Genomic DNA, 17,259 nt, shown 5'->3' on the forward strand with positions numbered 1-17,259 from the left:
ATAATAAAAATGGCAGTTCATATTAAAGGTCGAATTGGTCAAGTGGATATTGACCTAGAGGTGACGGCTACTGAGGAAGATAGTTTACTGTCATTAATCGGTGGGCTTGTGAATCAAGTTTCTGTTCAGGATGACCAGTCTCAAATAGGTTCCCAGAGTGTTAATTGTAGAGAAGATAGTGATAATTCGAATTCGGAAAACAATAGGTTTAACAATACGAAAACGCTATTTTCTCATTCACCTAAGCCAGAATTAACATCAGTTGACTGTAGCACTGACAATAAAAAAGACCCGCTTGCTATAGCGTTAAAGGCCTTAGAAAAAAAAGGCCCTCAAACGGGTAGTGAGTTAATTAACCTGCTGAGTCCATATTGTTTGACGGATCGATCTTTGAAGCGTGTTTTAATGATGTTGAGGGAGAACGAAAAGGTTGAGGTAACCATATCTGATGATGGACAACAGCGTATTTATGGTATTAGGGCTTAATCGATTTTATTTAAAAGAAAAGGGCTGAAAATTCAACCCTTTTTTTATATTCTAAAAATATGTATTAGAAATTAAATGTAGCCCCTAAGAACCAATAACGACCTAATGCATCGTAGGTGCCTGGGAAAGTATTACCATTGCCGAAGATCCCCGCACCAGGGCTAGGTCCGATAGGCGGTTCTCTATCAGTAATATTATTAATGCCCGCACGTATGCTGACCATATCATTAATGCTCCAAATTCCTGATAGGTCTAGGTAATTTTGTGCATCGAAATCGGCTCTATCCAAGACGTCTTCAACTTCACTCATGTGGCGCCATTGTGTATTAATAGATAGATTCATTGGTGTTAGCCAAGTAACTCTAAAGTTATTTTGAAAATCAATAACAGGGTCTTCACAGCTTTCACCCCATTTTCCATTACAGTCAATAACAGGGCGCTCCGAAACTTCCTGTCTCTCCCAATCCATGATGTAAGTTGATGTATTGGTGAAGCGCAGTGCACCCAAATCACCCAGCTCTAAATCGAAGTTAATGGCAACATCTATGCCTTCAGTTCTGAACATACCAATATTTTGGTCAACAGCAGTTACTGAGCCAGTTCCTGTCCAGAGAGAGCCATTGCCTGGGTCTCTGTTTACGAGGCTACAATATTCTGGTGCGCCAGAACTTAAACATTGCTCCAAGATAAATTGAGGCGTGAGTGCATCAATGGCGTCAGTCACTTCTATTTCGAAATAATCGAGCGTTAAATCGAGACCTGGTAATTGACTAGGTGTGTAAACAATACCAAAAGAATAAGCATCGGACGTTTCTGGTTTTAAATCGGGCTCACCTCCAGATATGTCATTGTATTGTTCTGCGGGGTTATTTGCGATAGCACCATATTGTGCAGACGTAACGCCGGTACGTCGACATTCTTCTAAAGTACGCTGAGGTGTTGGGCCTCCACATGGGTCAGCGTCCATGTCATATAAGCTTATGGCTTGGGGTCGAAATAGTTCTCGAATATTGGCATGGCGAACTGCGCGGTTGTAACTGCCTCGAATTTTAACATCGGAATTAGGCGCCCACCCAAAAGCAACCTTATAGGTATCCGTAGTAATGGATGTCGAATAATCTGAAAAACGATAACCAATATCTAATGTTAACTCTTCAGCAAAAGGTTGCCCTTCCATTATGGGGATTAGCGCTTGGAAATAAACATCCGTTACGTCGTATTCCCCTTCAACACTAGGGCGAGGGCCGCCTTGGCCTGCGCCATCACCAGATTCATAACCAGGGCCTGCATTGTAATCTAGGCTTTCTTCTCGATATTCAAGACCAAATGCTACAGCAACTCCATTATTGGCTTGGGGTAATGTCATGCCGTATTCACCTAGATCACCTGAGAATGTTGCACCAAATACGGAAAGTTCGGTATTCCCTTCTGCCTCTAAGTCAAGGTAGAGGTACTCCAGCATATCTTGTGTAACCGCTCCAGCTTCGAAAATATTCCAGGCAACACAGTCGGGGTCTTCTGGGTTGGGCCCTAAGGTAGAAGCGCATACCACATTGTTATTCTCATCGAGTCGTGCATCAAGTGCACGATTGACACGTATTTTTGATAAATCATTGTTATAGGCTTCGTAGAATTCGACTTCTGAATATTGAGCAAAAATATCATAGCTCCAACTTTCATTTATATTGCCTTTGAATCCAAATAGTGTACGAAGTGATTCATGTTCTAAATCATTATTTCGTGCACCACCTTCTACGTTACGTCGGCCTATTAATATGTCCCCATCGTCGGAATACTCATCTCTGCCATATTCTAGAGCGCCGCATAGTGCATTATATTGCTGGTCGGACATAAATGGGTTGCCGCAATAGAATGTATCAGTGATAAAGAATGCTCCAGATGGTGCGATTTGTGCGTTAGACTCATTCGACATATACATGATTTCTGTATAGGCCTTGACTTTGTCGTTAATTTCATAATTAGCAAATAGCCCTGCTGTTGTACGCTCGTCTGGGCGTTGGAAGAAGTTATCTGGTGCAAAATTAAATAGATAGCCGTTGCGGTTAACAAACTGATTACCTTCAACCATTAAATCAACATCATTTAAATTACCAAAGGTTCCTCTATCAGTCGTTGCAGAACCTCCGCAAGAATAGTTACCCTCTACACCACCTAGTGCACATGTACTGAAATCACGATCATCTTGTCGAACTGCCTCAATATCACGATAGGTATAGTAAGTGGTGATATTGCCGCGTCCATTGTCAAAATTCATTCCTCCAACAAGAGAGATATCGTAGGAGTCACCATCATTAATAGAGCCGCTTGGATAATCAAAATTGCTCTCTTCTAAAAGACTTTGTACCATCCCATTGTCATTGTCGTGTTGGTATCCAGAGGCTTGTACGTCTACTTGGATACCTTCGAAATCTGTTTTCATAATGAAGTTCACAACACCAGCTACAGCATCTGAACCATAAGTGGATGATGCACCACCAGTAAGAATATCAACCCGTTCAATCAGTGCACCTGGAATTTGGTTGATATCGGCTCCAATACCATCGGCCACTGGTGAGCCTGCGGGTAGGCGACGGTTGTTAACTAAAACTAATGTTCTTTCTGTGCCTAAATTTCTTAAATCGACGGTTGCAGTACCTGTCGCCCCATTGGCTTGACCACTGGTTTGACCTGGATAAATAGCCGGTTGGTCATTCAACAAATCTTCGACACGGGTAATACCCTGAAATTTAAACTGTTGAGCATCGACTTGTGTAACCGGACTGGTGCTAACTAAATTTTCTCTTCTAATTAATGAACCTGTCACCTGAATTTCTTCCATTACTTCTTCTTGTTCAGATTCTTGTGCGATACTCATCATCGGTGTCGATAACATTGCCCCTGAGACAATTATGGAAGAAATTGTGTACGCTAATTTTCTTTTAGTCGCCATAGTAAAGATTCCTTTTATTTAATTGTTGTTGACGTCTCTAACCCTAAATTCTCCGGTAGAACTGCTTTATCTTGGCGTTGTTATTGCCGACTTTCAGAAAAAACACCAAGCCTTACAAGTCTTCAACGATTAAACTGGATGGCGCCGCAATGAAATGAGTGCCAATATTTATTTCTTTTTATTTTTTATATTTTAAAGTTATTTATTGGAGGTTTTGATATTATCTTGATGAATTTTGAGAGGGAATGTGTATCTGTAATTGGGGGGTATATTTTCTCGATGGTAATAGGTGCGTGCTTAAGCGAAGAGTTTGGGTGTGGAAATTGGGTGTGAATGGAAAAAGAATCAATATAGGAAAGGAGTAAATAATCGACAAGGAAATTAGGGGTGTTACCCCCCTGCAAGCAACCGGTCATACTTCATGCTCAAAATGTCGTAAAATTTTTCTTTTACGTCGTTTATTTCTTGTTTTAATACATGAATTTCAGTTTCAGTAATGTCTTTTCGGCACACATAAACTTCTTTTCTGAAAATGGCAATTTTGGCGGCATAGATTCGTAATGCCCTTTCCATATTTTTTTCACCCAGCATTAATAGTTGTGACTGCACATTGGCCAGTTTTTTGAATTCATTCACGAGTTCAACATTGATGTCGGTGAGCTCTTCTCGCCGTGTGGTAGGCCAGCGGTCTCCGTAGTGGATCGATTCTGTGACCAGTGCGGCGTATTTTGAGAAAGCATGGGTAACGGCACCTACGTCCGCTGAGGTGGACTCAAGAATTGCCATGCGCCGGTTGGTCAGTGGGTTTTCTTGGCCTTGCTGGCGTCGGCTAACCAATAACCAAGTAAAGAAGCCTGCGATAACCGCGCCCAACCCCACTTTGACGGAGGTGTCGATTATCTGCCATATGAGTGATTCGTTCATGACGTCTTGCCCTGTATTTCGCCAAATAATTGTCACTAACCCCATTTGATTACCCAAAAGAGGGCGTAATGGGGAAGAATACTGTCTGAATGGCAATTAGTGGGCCAACACAGGAGGTCGACTACCGGATAATCAGAAGAATGTATACATCAATTGAAGAGTGCTTACTTCGATTGAAGAGTGCTTAAGTGTTCCTAAGTGGCTCGATAAGAGGTTCCAAGCCGTTTACTTTGACGGTATGAAGTAGTGCCATTAAATCCCCTAAGCGACCCTTGGGGGGAGCATGGTTCATTAGCCAGAGAACATAGGGTTCTGGAAGGTCGATCAATGTTCTTCCTTCGTATTTACCAAAAGGCATTACCTTATTCGCTAATTCAATTAACAGTTCTGTGTCAAATAGAGTGGCATCGGTATAGTCGTGATCATTTGGGGTGTTGTTCATGGCAAATCTTTTGGCTTTGATAAATTGGGTGCATTGTGCTGGATGACTACCTTATTGTCACTCTTCTCTGGAAAGAGTGTTGAGTGAATTCTTACGATGATTCAGTGGCGCTTAAAATCTTATTTGTCATCTGAATACGTATGCACCCCATTGTATGTTTTTTTTATCATCGGCACATTATTGGGAGGGTTTTAGGATTATAAAAATAAGGCGATCCCATGTTCATATCACGACCTTGTTCTACAAAAAATAATCATATTTGTACGTCCTTGCTTCACAATACCACGTTTGACTTTTCTCCTTTTTATAACAAGGCACAGTTTTGTAAAAAAACAGTGTTTAGTAAAAAAACAGCGTTGTCGGTATCCATTGTTGCCATCAATGTCAGTTTACTTACTGGTGCTTCGAGTCTTTTCGCGGCTCATGTTTTCGCACAGAGTGTCTCAATTCCTTCAGAGCGTGAATTAAGTGAAGAGCGTGAATTAATTGAAGAGGTGACCGTAACGGGGTATCGGCGCAGTTTGCTCAATGCCATTGATACGAAACGATTTTCAGATACGGTTTCTGAGGTGCTGTCGGCTGATGATTTGGGCAGCTTGCCGGATGTCTCTATGGCAGATGCATTAACCCGCTTGCCCGGTATTTCTGCCGTTCGAACAGGAGGAGAGGCGGGAGAAATTAATATTCGAGGCATGTCGGGCGGGTTTGTGATGTCTACATTGAATGGCCGAGAACAAGTTTCGCCCAGTGGTAAGCGTAGTATCGAATTTGAGCAATACCCGTCTGAGTTAATTTCTGCTGCACAGGTGTATAAATCACCGAAAGCCTCATTAATTGAAGGTGGTGTTGCAGGAACAGTGGAATTAAAAACGGCCAGTCCGTTATCCCTTTCGGGTGATAATAATCACCAATTACAAGTCAATGCACGAGGTATGTTTAATGATCGTGCCAGTGATGTGCCGGATGCAGAAGAGTTTGGTCATCGCTTTAGTTTTTCGTATCAAGGTGTTTTTCTCGATGATACTTTAGGCTTTGCCGCAGGGTATGCGAGGTTGTATCAGCCGAGTGTGACCGAGCAGTTTGTTGGTCTTGCCTATAACGGTGAAGTGGATTTAGACAATGATGGTCAAGGGGAGACACCGGTTAGTGAAGGATTTGAATTACAACACAAAGGTGGTGAAGAAGCGCGCGATGGTTACATGGCCACCATCGAATGGGCACCGACGGACAATTTTACGGTAAAAGTGGATGGCTTCCGATCTGTATTTGATGTTGAGAGTTTTGCGCGTGGGTTTCGCGTTAAGTTTCTTGAGCAGTCTCAGGTATTTAATCCTCGATTAAATGACTTGGGCAATATTACGGGCGGAACCTTCAATCGGCAGGGCGAGAATAATTTTTTAGTGCAAACCACGAATGACGATGACGCTGATTACAATGAATTAACCTCTTTGGGTTTGAACGCTGAATGGAATGTTGGGCAGTGGACATTTTCAGCGGATGTTTCAAATTCTCGTGCTGACAGTGAATTTAAAAATGGTGTTAGTTGGGCATTGCTATTTGAGGATCCTAATGCGGATATTCCTATTGCCGCTTCAGATGCGTCTGTTGCCTATCAGCTTAACAATTTAAATTTACCCAGCGTGGGATTTAATCAAGATTACACTAATCTTCAACAAATGATGTTAACCAAGTATGGTACTTACCCGTATGAAAATACCGATGAAGTAGAGGCGTTAAAATTCGATGTTGATTATGAATTTGACGATGATCGTATTCTTACTTCTATGGAATTTGGTGTCCGTCGTTCTCAAAGGCAATACACCAATGATCGCTCGATGTATGAATATGGCAGTGAATTTGGCGGTGACCCAATACGAAGACCATTACCATTAACCGACGCGTTAACCGATGATGTAAATTTTTCCAATGAATTTGATTATCTTCCATCTTACTTAGCGATTGATGTAGATGCCGCTCTGAATCTATGGCTTCCATCGGGTGAGGGGCGACCGGTAAAAGATTGGAATAATGATTGGACATTTTTTCAAAGTGGCTCTGTTGATGAAGATGTGCTGGCCGCTTATGTGATGGCGAATTTTGATTTTGAATCCGTCGGGATTCCAATTTCCGGTAACATTGGAGTTCGACGTGTTGAAACGGAGCAGAAAGCAAGAGGATTGCAAGATGTCGGTGGGGATCCCGCTTTAGGCGCCCGTGCCATTGCTGATGGTTATGGTGCAGTACGTGATCAATACGCTTATGTGACCGCAGGTATTGATTATGTGGATTATTTACCTTCTCTTAATTTAAATTATCGCATTACCGAGCAGGATCAAGTCCGATTTGCCTTAGCAAAAGTAATGGCTCGTCCTCCTATTGAACGATTGTTAAATAATGCCAGCATTAATTTTGGTGATGATGGTCAAGTCTTCATTGATAGTAGTAATAACCCTGCGTTAGAACCGTTTTACGCTAATCAGTTAGATCTTTCCTACGAGCGTTATTTCAATGAAGGCAACGGTGCTTTTGTGGCCGCGTTGTTTTATAAAGATATTGATTCGTTTGTGCAAACCTCCACGGTAAACGATTTTAATTACGCTGCGGTGGGTTTTGATTTGCCACGATATGTTCCTGGAACCGAACCAGGTAACCCAGGTAATGCGATCCCCATTGTCGTTGAAGATGTGGCAAGATATACCGCCGCTTTCAATAATGCCGAAGGGGGTTATGTTCGAGGGGTGGAATTAGCCTATACACAAACGTTCACTCAATTGCCGGGTATTTGGTCGGGGTTGGGTTTTTCTGGCAGTTATTCTTACACCGAAAGCGAAGTAACTCAGTTAGGTAGCGCAGAATTATTTGGATTGGAAGATGTGACGATTCCGCTGGAAGGATTATCTAAGAATGTTGTTTCTGCCACACTCTTTTATGATTATGAGAATTTTTCAACCCGTGTGAATGTTCGTTACCGTGATGACTTTGTTTCAGAGCAAGTGGCGGTTGAATCTCAAACGGTCTTTTTCTCTGGCGAAACCGTAGTGGATTATCAAGCTTCTTACGCCCTTGATGAAGGTTTAACTCTGTTGTTTCAAGTGAATAATCTTACCGATGAGCCAACACGTTCGTATTTTCTTGATGAATCTCAAACGGGAACGATTCAGTTTTTTGGTCGACAAGTGTTTTTGGGTGTGTCTTACCGGCTGTAATGTAGCATTTTTTAAGCTGAGTGCATTGGTGGTGAATACAATAAGAAATATGGAGAATACCTTCATGGGTGTGTTGAAAAGAATTGTGGTTCGGTTTTCAAAATTTCCTTTCCTAAAGGACGGGCTCTTAAAAAAAATTATTTTGAGTTTGTTGCTTTTGGGTGTGGTGAGTTGCGGCGGTTCAGGCAATGATACTGAGTCAGGCAGTACGTTGTTTACGTGTAATCAACCCCTTGTTATTAGTGAAAGCGGCAACAGTTGCGTTGAGCCGCCTTCTCTGGAATGCCCAACACCATTGGTGCCAGATGCAGACAATGTAATGTGTATTCCGGCTGTTGATCCTACTTTGCCAGAACCGTCTATTCAACCTGGTGATAATCAAGCGGTGCTCTATTACAACCGAGGCGATGGTGTTTATGATAATTGGAAATTGCATATTTGGAATGATAATGGCGCTCCCTGCGATGCGTATTCTGATGAGCAATTAAATGGTGTGGATTGGAATAATGGCGTAGTGCATTCCGGTGTGGATCCAAATTATGGGGCATATTGGATACTAGCGTTAAAAGATGGGTTTAGTGAATGTGCGAATTTTATTATTCATGATGCCGATGAGAAGGAAAATTGCGGGCAAGATAAACGTTTATTTTTAACCGGTGAACGCATGACATTTGCACTGCAGGAGGTGTGTGATGTTTATAATACGCCTATTTTGTCACTCGGTGTTTCTGTTGCCGGGGCCAGTGCGATTTGGGTTTCTGAAAATACTTTATTGTGGGATGCACCCACTGATGCTGCACAGTATCGATTGCATGTTTCTTCCGATGCTGGATTGAATTTTGATAGTGAAGCTGGTGTCACTAATGGAAGGGTGACAAGTCTAGCGCCCGTTGAGTTTACCTCAGAATTAACAAGTCAATTTCCTCATTTATCGAGTTATACCCCCTTCTCGCACAATGAAAATCGAAACTGGGTAACGGCTGCCTTAAAGGGAGAATTAATTGCGGTTGCTTATGATGCAAACAATGCGCCCATCGCGGCAACACGGGTACAAATTGCAGAAGTACTGGATGATGTTTTTACCTCTGGAGATAACGATGCGAACGAAGCCACGCTGGGTATACAGTATGAAAATATAGGTGATAGTGCTCAGAGAAATATAAGTGCTCAACTTTGGGCGCCAACCGCTCAGCAAGTTCGTATAAAGATTTTTTCTTCGGATAAAACTTTGCTGGATACTCAGGCAATGACGTTGGATGAGGCGACGGGTATTTGGCGAGCGACAGGGAGTAATTGGGATCGACAGTTTTATCGATATGAAGTGACGGCATTTCATCCGGCATCGAATGCCATAGAAGTGATGGAAACCACAGACCCTTACTCGGTCAGCTTATCCACCAATGGCGAGTATTCTCAATTTGTAAACTTAAGCGATACTGAATTAAAACCCATTGGATGGGATACTCATAACATTCCCACTTTAGACGCTTGGGAAGATGCGATTATTTATGAAGGTCATGTTCGAGACTTCAGTATTTGGGATGAAAGTACCTCGGTAGATAATCGCGGAAAATACCTCGCATTTACCGAAACTAATTCGGTTCCTATGCAGCATTTGCAATCCTTGGTGAATAATGGATTGAATGTGTTGCATTTATTGCCGACCAACGACATTACGACGGTAAATGAAAGGGGGGCGGAACGGGTTGATTTAACCGATACCGTTGAAAAATTATGTTCGTTAAACAACGCTGCACCCGTCTGTGGTGTTGAAAATGGCTCATCGATTTTACGAGATGTTTTGGCCAGTTATGACCCTGCTTCGACGGATGCGCAAGCATTAGTGAACAGTTTGCGTGGATTGGATGGATTTAATTGGGGTTATGATCCCCATCATTTTGGCACACCGGAAGGCAGTTATGCCACTGACCCAGATGGCGTCGCACGGATTATCGAAATGCGTGCAATGATTCAGTCATTACACCAAATGGGTTTACGAGTTATTTCTGATGTGGTCTATAACCATACGGCGTCGTCGGGTTTAAACCCAAATTCGGTACTGGATAAAGTGGTGCCAGGTTATTATCACCGCTTAAACGAAACCAGTGGTGCAGTGGAAAATTCCACTTGTTGCGACAATACGGCGCCAGAGCGCGTCATGATGTCCAAATTAATGACGGATACCTTAGTTATTTGGGCGCAGCATTATAAATTTGATGGGTTTCGTTTTGATGTAATGGGGCACATTCCTAAATCAGAAATTTTAGCCGCACAGGCGGCAGTTTTAGCGGTTGATTCTGATAATCATTTTTACGGCGAAGGCTGGAATTTTGGGGATGATGTTCGAGACGGAAAACGTTTTGAACAAGCGACACAGGCCAATATGGCAGGAACAGAAATCAGTACTTTTAATGATCGTATTCGAGAAAGTGTTCGTAGTGCCGATTTATTTATGGAAAACGGCAGTTTGTTAGAGCAAGATTTTATTCGAATCAGTATGGCTGGAACGTTAAAAGACTATATTTTTCAGGATCAAAACGGTCTTTCTGTGCGTGCCGACAGTGTGTTTTGGAACAGTCAGCCTGCTGGTTATGGAGAGGATCCCGCAGATATTATGAATTATGTGTCGAAACACGATAATGAAACTCTGTGGGATATTTTACAAACCAATCTGCCTTCAAGCGAGTCGCTAGAGAGTCGAGTTCGATTACAAAACATCGCAATTGCTATTCCGCTAGTTAGCCAAGGGATTCCTTTTTTGCAATTTGGCGGTGATTTTCTTCGTTCAAAATCCTTAGATAGAAATACCTATGATGCCGGGGAATGGTTTAATGACGTTGACTTTACATTAAATTCGAGTAACTGGAATATTGGGTTGCCTTTGGCACAAGATAATGAGAGTAAGTGGGATAATATGAGGGCGTTGATTGCCAATCCTCAATCTCAACCGCAGCCTTCGCATTTGCAATTCGCTTCTCAAGCATTCCAAGAATTTTTATCGATACGTTCAAACAGTGCCCTGTTCCGTTTGCAAAATAAAGAGGAGGTCTTGGCGAGAATTGGATTTCATAATACGGGAACACGTCAAACTCAAGGGGTAATCGTAATGAGTATTGATGATGGTATCGGTTTATTGGATGCGGGCTTAACCGATATTGACCCGAATTATGATGCGTTAGTGGTGGTGGTAAATGGCACAGCGCAATCGCAATCGCATCGTATTCCAACGGCACAAGGTTTTTCTCTGCACCCGGTATTGGCTTCGTCGGTGGACGCCACGGTTCGCACTTCAACCTTTACCTATGATGCCTCAACTAACTCTGGTGAATTTACAGTGCCAGCCCAGACGATGGCGGTGTTTGTAAAGGCCCAAGGGGCTACACAAGGCGAAGGGTTGGCTGCCGATGCCACCAGTGGTGAACCGGATGTGGCACCGTTTGGTGGGACGACGGTATTTATTCGTGGCTCCATGAATGACTGGGGTGAAGTGGATATCTTAGAATACCAAAGTGCAGGAATTTACCGACTGGAGCGCACATTAACGACGGGAGATTATGAATTTAAAGTCGCCAGTTCAGATTGGAGTACGGTGGACTTGGGGGGGAGTGGCTCTGCAGTGGTATTGGGTACACCCCAAAATCTCATCTCAGCCGGGAGTAATATTCCCCTTTCTATTGCGCAAGATGGTCAATACGTTTTCACCGTTGATGCTTTAGACATTAATAACCCCACGATTACGGTGAATGAAAAAGTACCCTTTGATGCAACGACGATTTATGTGCGAGGCAGTTTAAATGGGTGGAGTACGGATAATCCAATGACCTACAGCGGGAATAACCTATATACCACCAGCATGAGTTTGGCGGTAGGGGATTATGAATTTAAAATTGCTTCAGAAGATTGGACAACGGTGGATTTTGGTGGGAATGGTACAGACAATGCCGTTGTGCTAGATACACCAAAAACGTTAACGGCAGTAGGTGCTAATTTAACGTTAACCATTTCGGTAGCGGGAAATTATCAGTTCTTTATTAATGCAGCCGATAGCGCCAATCCTAACGTGACCATCAGGGCAGTGCCGTAGTATAAAAGTGTCGTTCAAACACGATTTCCCAGTACTGTAAAGTACGAATTAAATGGCCGCCCTGAAAATACCACAATTTTCAGGGCGGCTAATGGTATCCAAAATGGATTTTTTGGCTGAATTCTCTCAGGGTTATATTACCCGCCGCTTGCGGCGGGGTAGTTTATTGTATCGACCAGAAAAGACGACATCGAAGATGTTGGGAGAGTCAGAAAGAAGCGTTATGGAATTACGTCAATTTACGAAATTGATGTTTAAATATTTGCCCGTCTTCAATATACTTGCCGCCACAACTTCTGAGCTCTCGCTCACCAGATAGAGTAATCGTTATGTAATTTTTCCTCTGCGCGCTACTACCCACAGTGCGCTCACTATGCTCAATATCAAAAGCCCCTATCTTGATTAATATCAGGAGAGGTACATAGTGTTTGGAGGAAATAATGACAAACCGCCGTAAATACCCTCGTACCCCACACTTACCGTGGTCACCCGGTTTCAACCACGATGATGTTCGTACGCTCAATGTTAAAGCCTTTGAAGGCAAAAGAATTGTTGTCACAGAAAAAATGGATGGTGAAAACACCATTCTTTACCGTGATGGCCTCCATGCTCGGTCTCTAGACAGCCGTCATCACCCTTCTCGTGATTGGGTGAAGCAATGGCATTCAACGATTGCCCATGAGATTCCAAAGGGGTGGCGAGTATGTGGTGAGAATTTATATGCACAGCACTCAATCACTTATACCGACTTACTCAGTTATTTTTACGGTTTTTCTCTTTGGAATGATAAAAATTATTGCTTAGGCTGGGAGGAGACCCTCGAGTGGTTCGATCTATTGAATATTGCTGTGCCAACGGTTTTTTATCATGGCATCTGGGATGAAGAACTGATTAAAGCGATTTCCGTCAATGAACAGAAAGTTGAGGGCTATGTGGTGCGTATCGTAGAGTCTTTTGCTTACGATGCCTTCTCACGATCTGTGGCTAAATGGGTGCGTAGCAACCACGTACAAACGGATGAGCATTGGATGTTTATGGAACTTGTGCCGAATGGACTGGAGCCTAATGGAGGTTAAGATGAATGACAAAACGCTTAGTCATTGGTTGGAAAGTTTATCCCTTGCAGCAACCCCAGATATTGATGAATGCATTGACACTTTAGGTGACCATATATCCTGGTTGTATGAATTTAAAGACACACAACAAGATCCAGAGTGGCATGCAGAGGGTGATGTCCATATCCATACTGGGATGGTACTGAATGAGCTTTATGATCTATTAGGTAGCCAAGCTCGACATATTACTGGCGGTCGACGGCAAGCTTTGATACTGGCTGCTCTATTGCATGACATCGGAAAACCCAAATGTACCAAGGCTATTGAGATTAAGGGTATACACCGAATTGCATCACCACAGCATGAGAGTATCGGTCGCTCATACTTAGCGTTTGCCTTACAAACGTTACCGCTTTCTTTCGAGGTTTATTGGCAGGTACTGGGGCTTGTGGGAGAGCATCATATGCCCAAACTATTAGCGGTGAAGAACATGTCGCGTGGTCAATACTTGGCGTTATCACGCCGGACGGATACAGAGCTGTTGTATTGGTTAGAGGTTGCCGACATGAGAGGGAGAAAATGCCCTGATTTGTCACTTCAGTTGTCGCACCTTGATGAATTTGCCTTGTTCGCCGAAGAATACAACGTTTGGGGCAAAGCATTTATGTGGCCTCAATCTGCATTAATCGGGGAGTCTGATACGGCAAGGCACTATGTTTATGCAAGCGGTTTACAAGCTATGGAACAGGATCGTATTTTTCATCCGGATGAAGCTTTAGCAATCGCCTATCAACATAAAGATCAGCATCCTCAAGTCATGGTCATGTGTGGCCCTAGTGGCTCGGGTAAGTCGACGTGGATTGCTCAACATGCTTCAGAGTATGAGGTTATATCGCTGGATGAATTAAGACAGGAGGTTAATGGAAACCGTAGTAACCAAAAAACAAAGGACAAATTTTACACTTGGCTAAGGATCGTTTTAAAGACAGTTTGCGCCGAAAAGCGAAAGTGATTTGGGATGCAACCAATCTCCGTAGTGACTTTCGCAGTATGATCATTGAGCTTGCTGAAGCTTATCATGCTCTGGTGACAATGGTTGTCTTTCTATTGCCGGAAGACGAGCTATTGAAAGCGGATCAACAACGTCAATACAGTGTAGGTTCCCAGGTATTGCGGGCTCAAATTGATAGTTATCAATTCCCCTTGGTCAATGAGTGTCACCGTATGATAGTCGTAGGTGTTAAGGGCAAAGAATGTTTTCGCACGGGGTTTGTTGATGACAAGTCCATTTATTAAATACCCACGAACGCAGTCATTGTCTGAAACTCAGTTTTGCGATGATGATTTGGCCTTACCAGGGGGTGATAGCTGGGTAATAGAAGAAAAAATGGATGGTACACAATTAGGTTTGTCATTTAATGGAAGGGCTATATATAAAAATGGAGTCAGATCGCCATGTGCTGAAACGCTATAAATGGGTGCGCCCAGAGTTTGTGCGTTTTATCATTAAAAAAGCTGAGCATTGGCGAGAAAGAAAGATTACTTTAAATAAACGATTAGGGGAGTAATGACTTTTTTTATTGATTTAGCTTAAGCTTGGTTGCTTTTTACCTACCCTGAGGGTGTGCGGGCTAAACGATATATTTTAAGTATGGTGCGAGATACACTTATTTTCCTGAGTAAGCTACTGGAGGCTCATGACACCAATACTTTCCAGCTATTCGATGCGAGCTTGCTTATGGTGATTTTAGTCCCCACGAATGCTTGAATAATTTCAGCATTGGTCTTCAAGTGCAGACTGGGTTCTATCGTCGTAAAACTACCACCCGCTCCAAGCGCCATAGGCAGTAGTAGCTGATCAGCCAGATACTCACCAATAACGGAATTCGAAGAAAGATACGTTTTGAGTTTATCGGCGGCGTTATCCGCAACAACTTCAGCGGAAACACTTCTCTCCCCAATTACCTCTACACACTCTGTGATCTCCTCGTATTTAGCCTGTAATGAGAGAATGTTTCCGGGGCCAACGGATTTCACAAGTCGTTTATTTAAATCGACACATATCGGCGAAAAGTGATCGGTCACTCTGCGCAACTCTCTATCCACCACGTGGCCAGGAATTTGTGCAGAGGTTGCAACAGCTGTTAAGGATAATAATTCTCCACGCCTCTCATTTTGGTAGCTGACTATTTTGTCTGTAGAACGGATATAAGCTTTCCAAGCACCTCCGCCAGCGGGATAAAAACCAAAACGTTCAAGTTCTGCCTCTATCATCACGCCCATTTTTTCCAATTCAGGTAAAAATGACTGCCGAATAAAATCAAAACTTGGCGCCATCCCATTATGCGTTCCACCTTCTAATAATAATTCACTGTCGCTGCCGGCCAGCAGTAACGGCAAATAAACGGTTTGAAACACCAAGGTAGTGCTTCCTGCTGAACCAACGGCAAAATGGTATTTTCCCGCCCGAACCTTTCCAGGAATAAATTCAACGAGAGTAGAGCCTAGAGTTGCTCCCTTAACTTTCGCCTCACAAATTTCTTGCGCCGCCTTTAAGCACGTTAAGTGCTGACGTAAAAGCCCTGGCTTTTTTCTGCCTGCACGGATATTTGTTATGGTAACTGGCTCACCGAGACACATTGAAAGCGTCAAGCTAGTGCGAAAAACCTGACCCCCACCTTCACCTTGAGAGCCATCAATTATTTTCATCTTACTTCCTTAGTTTCTCTTATCCTTAAACGCTTATTTCTTTAAACTTTATTTTCTTAAGCAAGGGGCCATCCTTAGCCAGGAGCTTGCTCACCCCTTAACACATACCACCTGCTTTAGGGTATACACCACCTCGACCAAATCTTTTTGAGCCTCCATGACTTTTTCGATTGGCTTATACGCGGAGGGTGTTTCGTCAATAACACCTTCATCCTTGCGGCATTCTACGCCTTCGGTGGCTTGGCGATGTTCTTCCAATGACACTAACTTTTTAGCCTTGGTTCGCGACATAATTCGTCCCGCTCCGTGGCTGCAACTACAGAAGCTTTCTTCATTTCCTAATCCACGGACAATAAATGAGCGAGCCCCCATACTTCCTGGAATAATACCCATCTCACCTTCACGGGCACGCACAGCTCCCTTACGAGTAACCAAAACATTTTTTCCATAATGGTTTTCTCTAGACACATAATTATGATGGCAATTTACCGCTTCCATGCGTGCGTCAAAGTCTCGATGCAGGGTACTCTTAACGGCATCAATCACCCGAGCCATCATCACTTCACGATTAATGCGCGCGAAGTTTTGCGCCCACTCCACCGCCTCAACGTACTCATCAAAGTGATCCGTACCTTCAGGCAAATACGCCAAATCAGAATCTGGAAGTTGGATATGCCAACGCTCCATATCTTTTTTCGCTTTTTCAATAAAGTGCGTGCCGATTCGGTTTCCCACACCACGTGAGCCGCTGTGTAACATTAACCAAACGCTATCATGCTCATCCAAACACATTTCAATAAAGTGATTTCCCGTCCCAAGCGTTCCTAAGTGATTAATGTTATTGGTATTCTTTAGTACTCGATGCTTATCTTTTAATACATCAAACTGTGCTGATAAAGGCATCCAAGCGGTCATGACATCATCAGGAATATTGGCCCAAGCGCCTTTATCGCGGCCTCCTCTGGCGCGAGCGGAGCGTCCATGGGGCACAGCGCGTTCAATGGCATTTCGAATTCCTGATAAGTTATCGGGTAAATCGGAAGCGGTTAAGCTGGTTCGCACTGCCATCATTCCGCAGCCAATGTCCACGCCAACCGCTGCTGGTATCACTGCGCCTAAGGTTGGAACAACACTCCCAATCGTTGCACCTTTGCCTAAATGAACATCCGGCATTGCCGCGATCCACTTATGAATAAACGGCAAGCGAGAGATGTTTTTTAACTGCTGTCTGGCTTCGGGCTCAAAAGAAACACCTTTGGTCCACGACTTAATCGGAACACCGCCTTCCTGCATCACTTCATAAGCATTTTCAATCACTGCTCAATCCTCTTCATGTTTATTGGTTAGCAGGCGTATTTCGTTGATAGGCCTGCTTTATTGATATTCATGTTGACATGAGCGTA

Annotated in this window: 9 protein-coding genes and 1 pseudogene; 5 read left to right on the forward strand and 5 right to left on the reverse strand. The window is 43.2% G+C overall.

Annotated elements, in window-relative coordinates:
• Nucleotides 1-9: 9 nt before the first annotated feature.
• Complete coding sequence (locus LU351_RS02775; protein WP_232592476.1) at nucleotides 10-486, forward strand: hypothetical protein; 477 nt, start codon at nucleotides 10-12, stop codon at nucleotides 484-486.
• 64 nt (nucleotides 487-550) lie between these two features.
• Here the strand turns inward: LU351_RS02775 and LU351_RS02780 are convergent, their stop codons facing one another.
• The 3 genes from LU351_RS02780 to LU351_RS02790 all read right to left on the reverse strand — a co-directional run bounded on the left by LU351_RS02780 (nucleotide 551) and on the right by LU351_RS02790 (nucleotide 4,802).
• On the reverse strand, nucleotides 551-3,436 hold the full coding sequence (locus LU351_RS02780; RefSeq protein ID WP_232592477.1) for a TonB-dependent receptor domain-containing protein: 2,886 nt from the start codon (nucleotides 3,434-3,436) through the stop codon (nucleotides 551-553).
• A 390-nt stretch (nucleotides 3,437-3,826) separates the two neighbouring features.
• Complete coding sequence (locus tag LU351_RS02785; RefSeq protein WP_232592478.1) at nucleotides 3,827-4,405, reverse strand: energy transducer TonB; 579 nt, start codon at nucleotides 4,403-4,405, stop codon at nucleotides 3,827-3,829.
• 139 nt (nucleotides 4,406-4,544) lie between these two features.
• On the reverse strand, nucleotides 4,545-4,802 hold the full coding sequence (locus tag LU351_RS02790) for a DUF3820 family protein (RefSeq protein WP_232592479.1): 258 nt from the start codon (nucleotides 4,800-4,802) through the stop codon (nucleotides 4,545-4,547).
• Between the two features lie 335 nt (nucleotides 4,803-5,137).
• Here LU351_RS02790 and LU351_RS02795 point away from each other — a divergent pair, with 335 nt between their 5' ends.
• The 4 genes and pseudogenes from LU351_RS02795 (at nucleotide 5,138) to LU351_RS02810 (ending at nucleotide 14,443) form a co-directional block, all read left to right on the forward strand.
• Nucleotides 5,138-8,008, forward strand: coding sequence for a TonB-dependent receptor (locus LU351_RS02795; RefSeq protein WP_232592480.1), 2,871 nt, complete (start codon nucleotides 5,138-5,140; stop codon nucleotides 8,006-8,008).
• Nucleotides 8,009-8,072: 64 nt separating this feature from the next.
• Complete coding sequence (gene pulA / locus LU351_RS02800; RefSeq protein ID WP_232592481.1) at nucleotides 8,073-12,092, forward strand: pullulanase-type alpha-1,6-glucosidase; 4,020 nt, start codon at nucleotides 8,073-8,075, stop codon at nucleotides 12,090-12,092.
• Between the two features lie 440 nt (nucleotides 12,093-12,532).
• Nucleotides 12,533-13,168 carry an RNA ligase family protein gene (locus LU351_RS02805; RefSeq protein WP_232592482.1) on the forward strand — a complete coding sequence of 212 codons (636 nt, stop codon included), beginning with the start codon at nucleotides 12,533-12,535 and terminating at the stop codon, nucleotides 13,166-13,168.
• A 175-nt stretch (nucleotides 13,169-13,343) separates the two neighbouring features.
• Nucleotides 13,344-14,443 (forward strand): annotated as a pseudogene (locus LU351_RS02810) (AAA family ATPase).
• A 399-nt stretch (nucleotides 14,444-14,842) separates the two neighbouring features.
• Here LU351_RS02810 and rtcA read toward each other — a convergent pair.
• The gene (rtcA, locus tag LU351_RS02815; protein WP_232592483.1) at nucleotides 14,843-15,856 is read right to left on the reverse strand and encodes an RNA 3'-terminal phosphate cyclase; all 1,014 of its coding nucleotides are present in this window, start codon (nucleotides 15,854-15,856) and stop codon (nucleotides 14,843-14,845) included.
• A 90-nt stretch (nucleotides 15,857-15,946) separates the two neighbouring features.
• Entirely contained in the window at nucleotides 15,947-17,149 is a 1,203-nt protein-coding gene (locus LU351_RS02820; RefSeq protein WP_232592613.1) for an RtcB family protein, read from the reverse strand.
• Between the last annotated feature and the right edge of the window lie 110 nt (nucleotides 17,150-17,259).

The sequence above is a fragment of the Marinibactrum halimedae genome, assembly GCF_021234875.1.
Taxonomy (GTDB): domain Bacteria; phylum Pseudomonadota; class Gammaproteobacteria; order Pseudomonadales; family Cellvibrionaceae; genus Marinibactrum; species Marinibactrum halimedae.

Coding starts and splice junctions, on each gene's coding strand:
- LU351_RS02775 (WP_232592476.1), top strand. CDS start 10: ATGGCAGTTCATATTAAAGGTCGAATTGGTCAAGTGGATATTGACCTA.
- LU351_RS02780 (WP_232592477.1), bottom strand. CDS start 3,436: ATGGCGACTAAAAGAAAATTAGCGTACACAATTTCTTCCATAATTGTC.
- LU351_RS02785 (WP_232592478.1), bottom strand. CDS start 4,405: ATGGGGTTAGTGACAATTATTTGGCGAAATACAGGGCAAGACGTCATG.
- LU351_RS02790 (WP_232592479.1), bottom strand. CDS start 4,802: ATGAACAACACCCCAAATGATCACGACTATACCGATGCCACTCTATTT.
- pulA (WP_232592481.1), top strand. CDS start 8,073: ATGGGTGTGTTGAAAAGAATTGTGGTTCGGTTTTCAAAATTTCCTTTC.
- LU351_RS02805 (WP_232592482.1), top strand. CDS start 12,533: ATGACAAACCGCCGTAAATACCCTCGTACCCCACACTTACCGTGGTCA.
- rtcA (WP_232592483.1), bottom strand. CDS start 15,856: ATGAAAATAATTGATGGCTCTCAAGGTGAAGGTGGGGGTCAGGTTTTT.
- LU351_RS02820 (WP_232592613.1), bottom strand. CDS start 17,149: ATGCAGGAAGGCGGTGTTCCGATTAAGTCGTGGACCAAAGGTGTTTCT.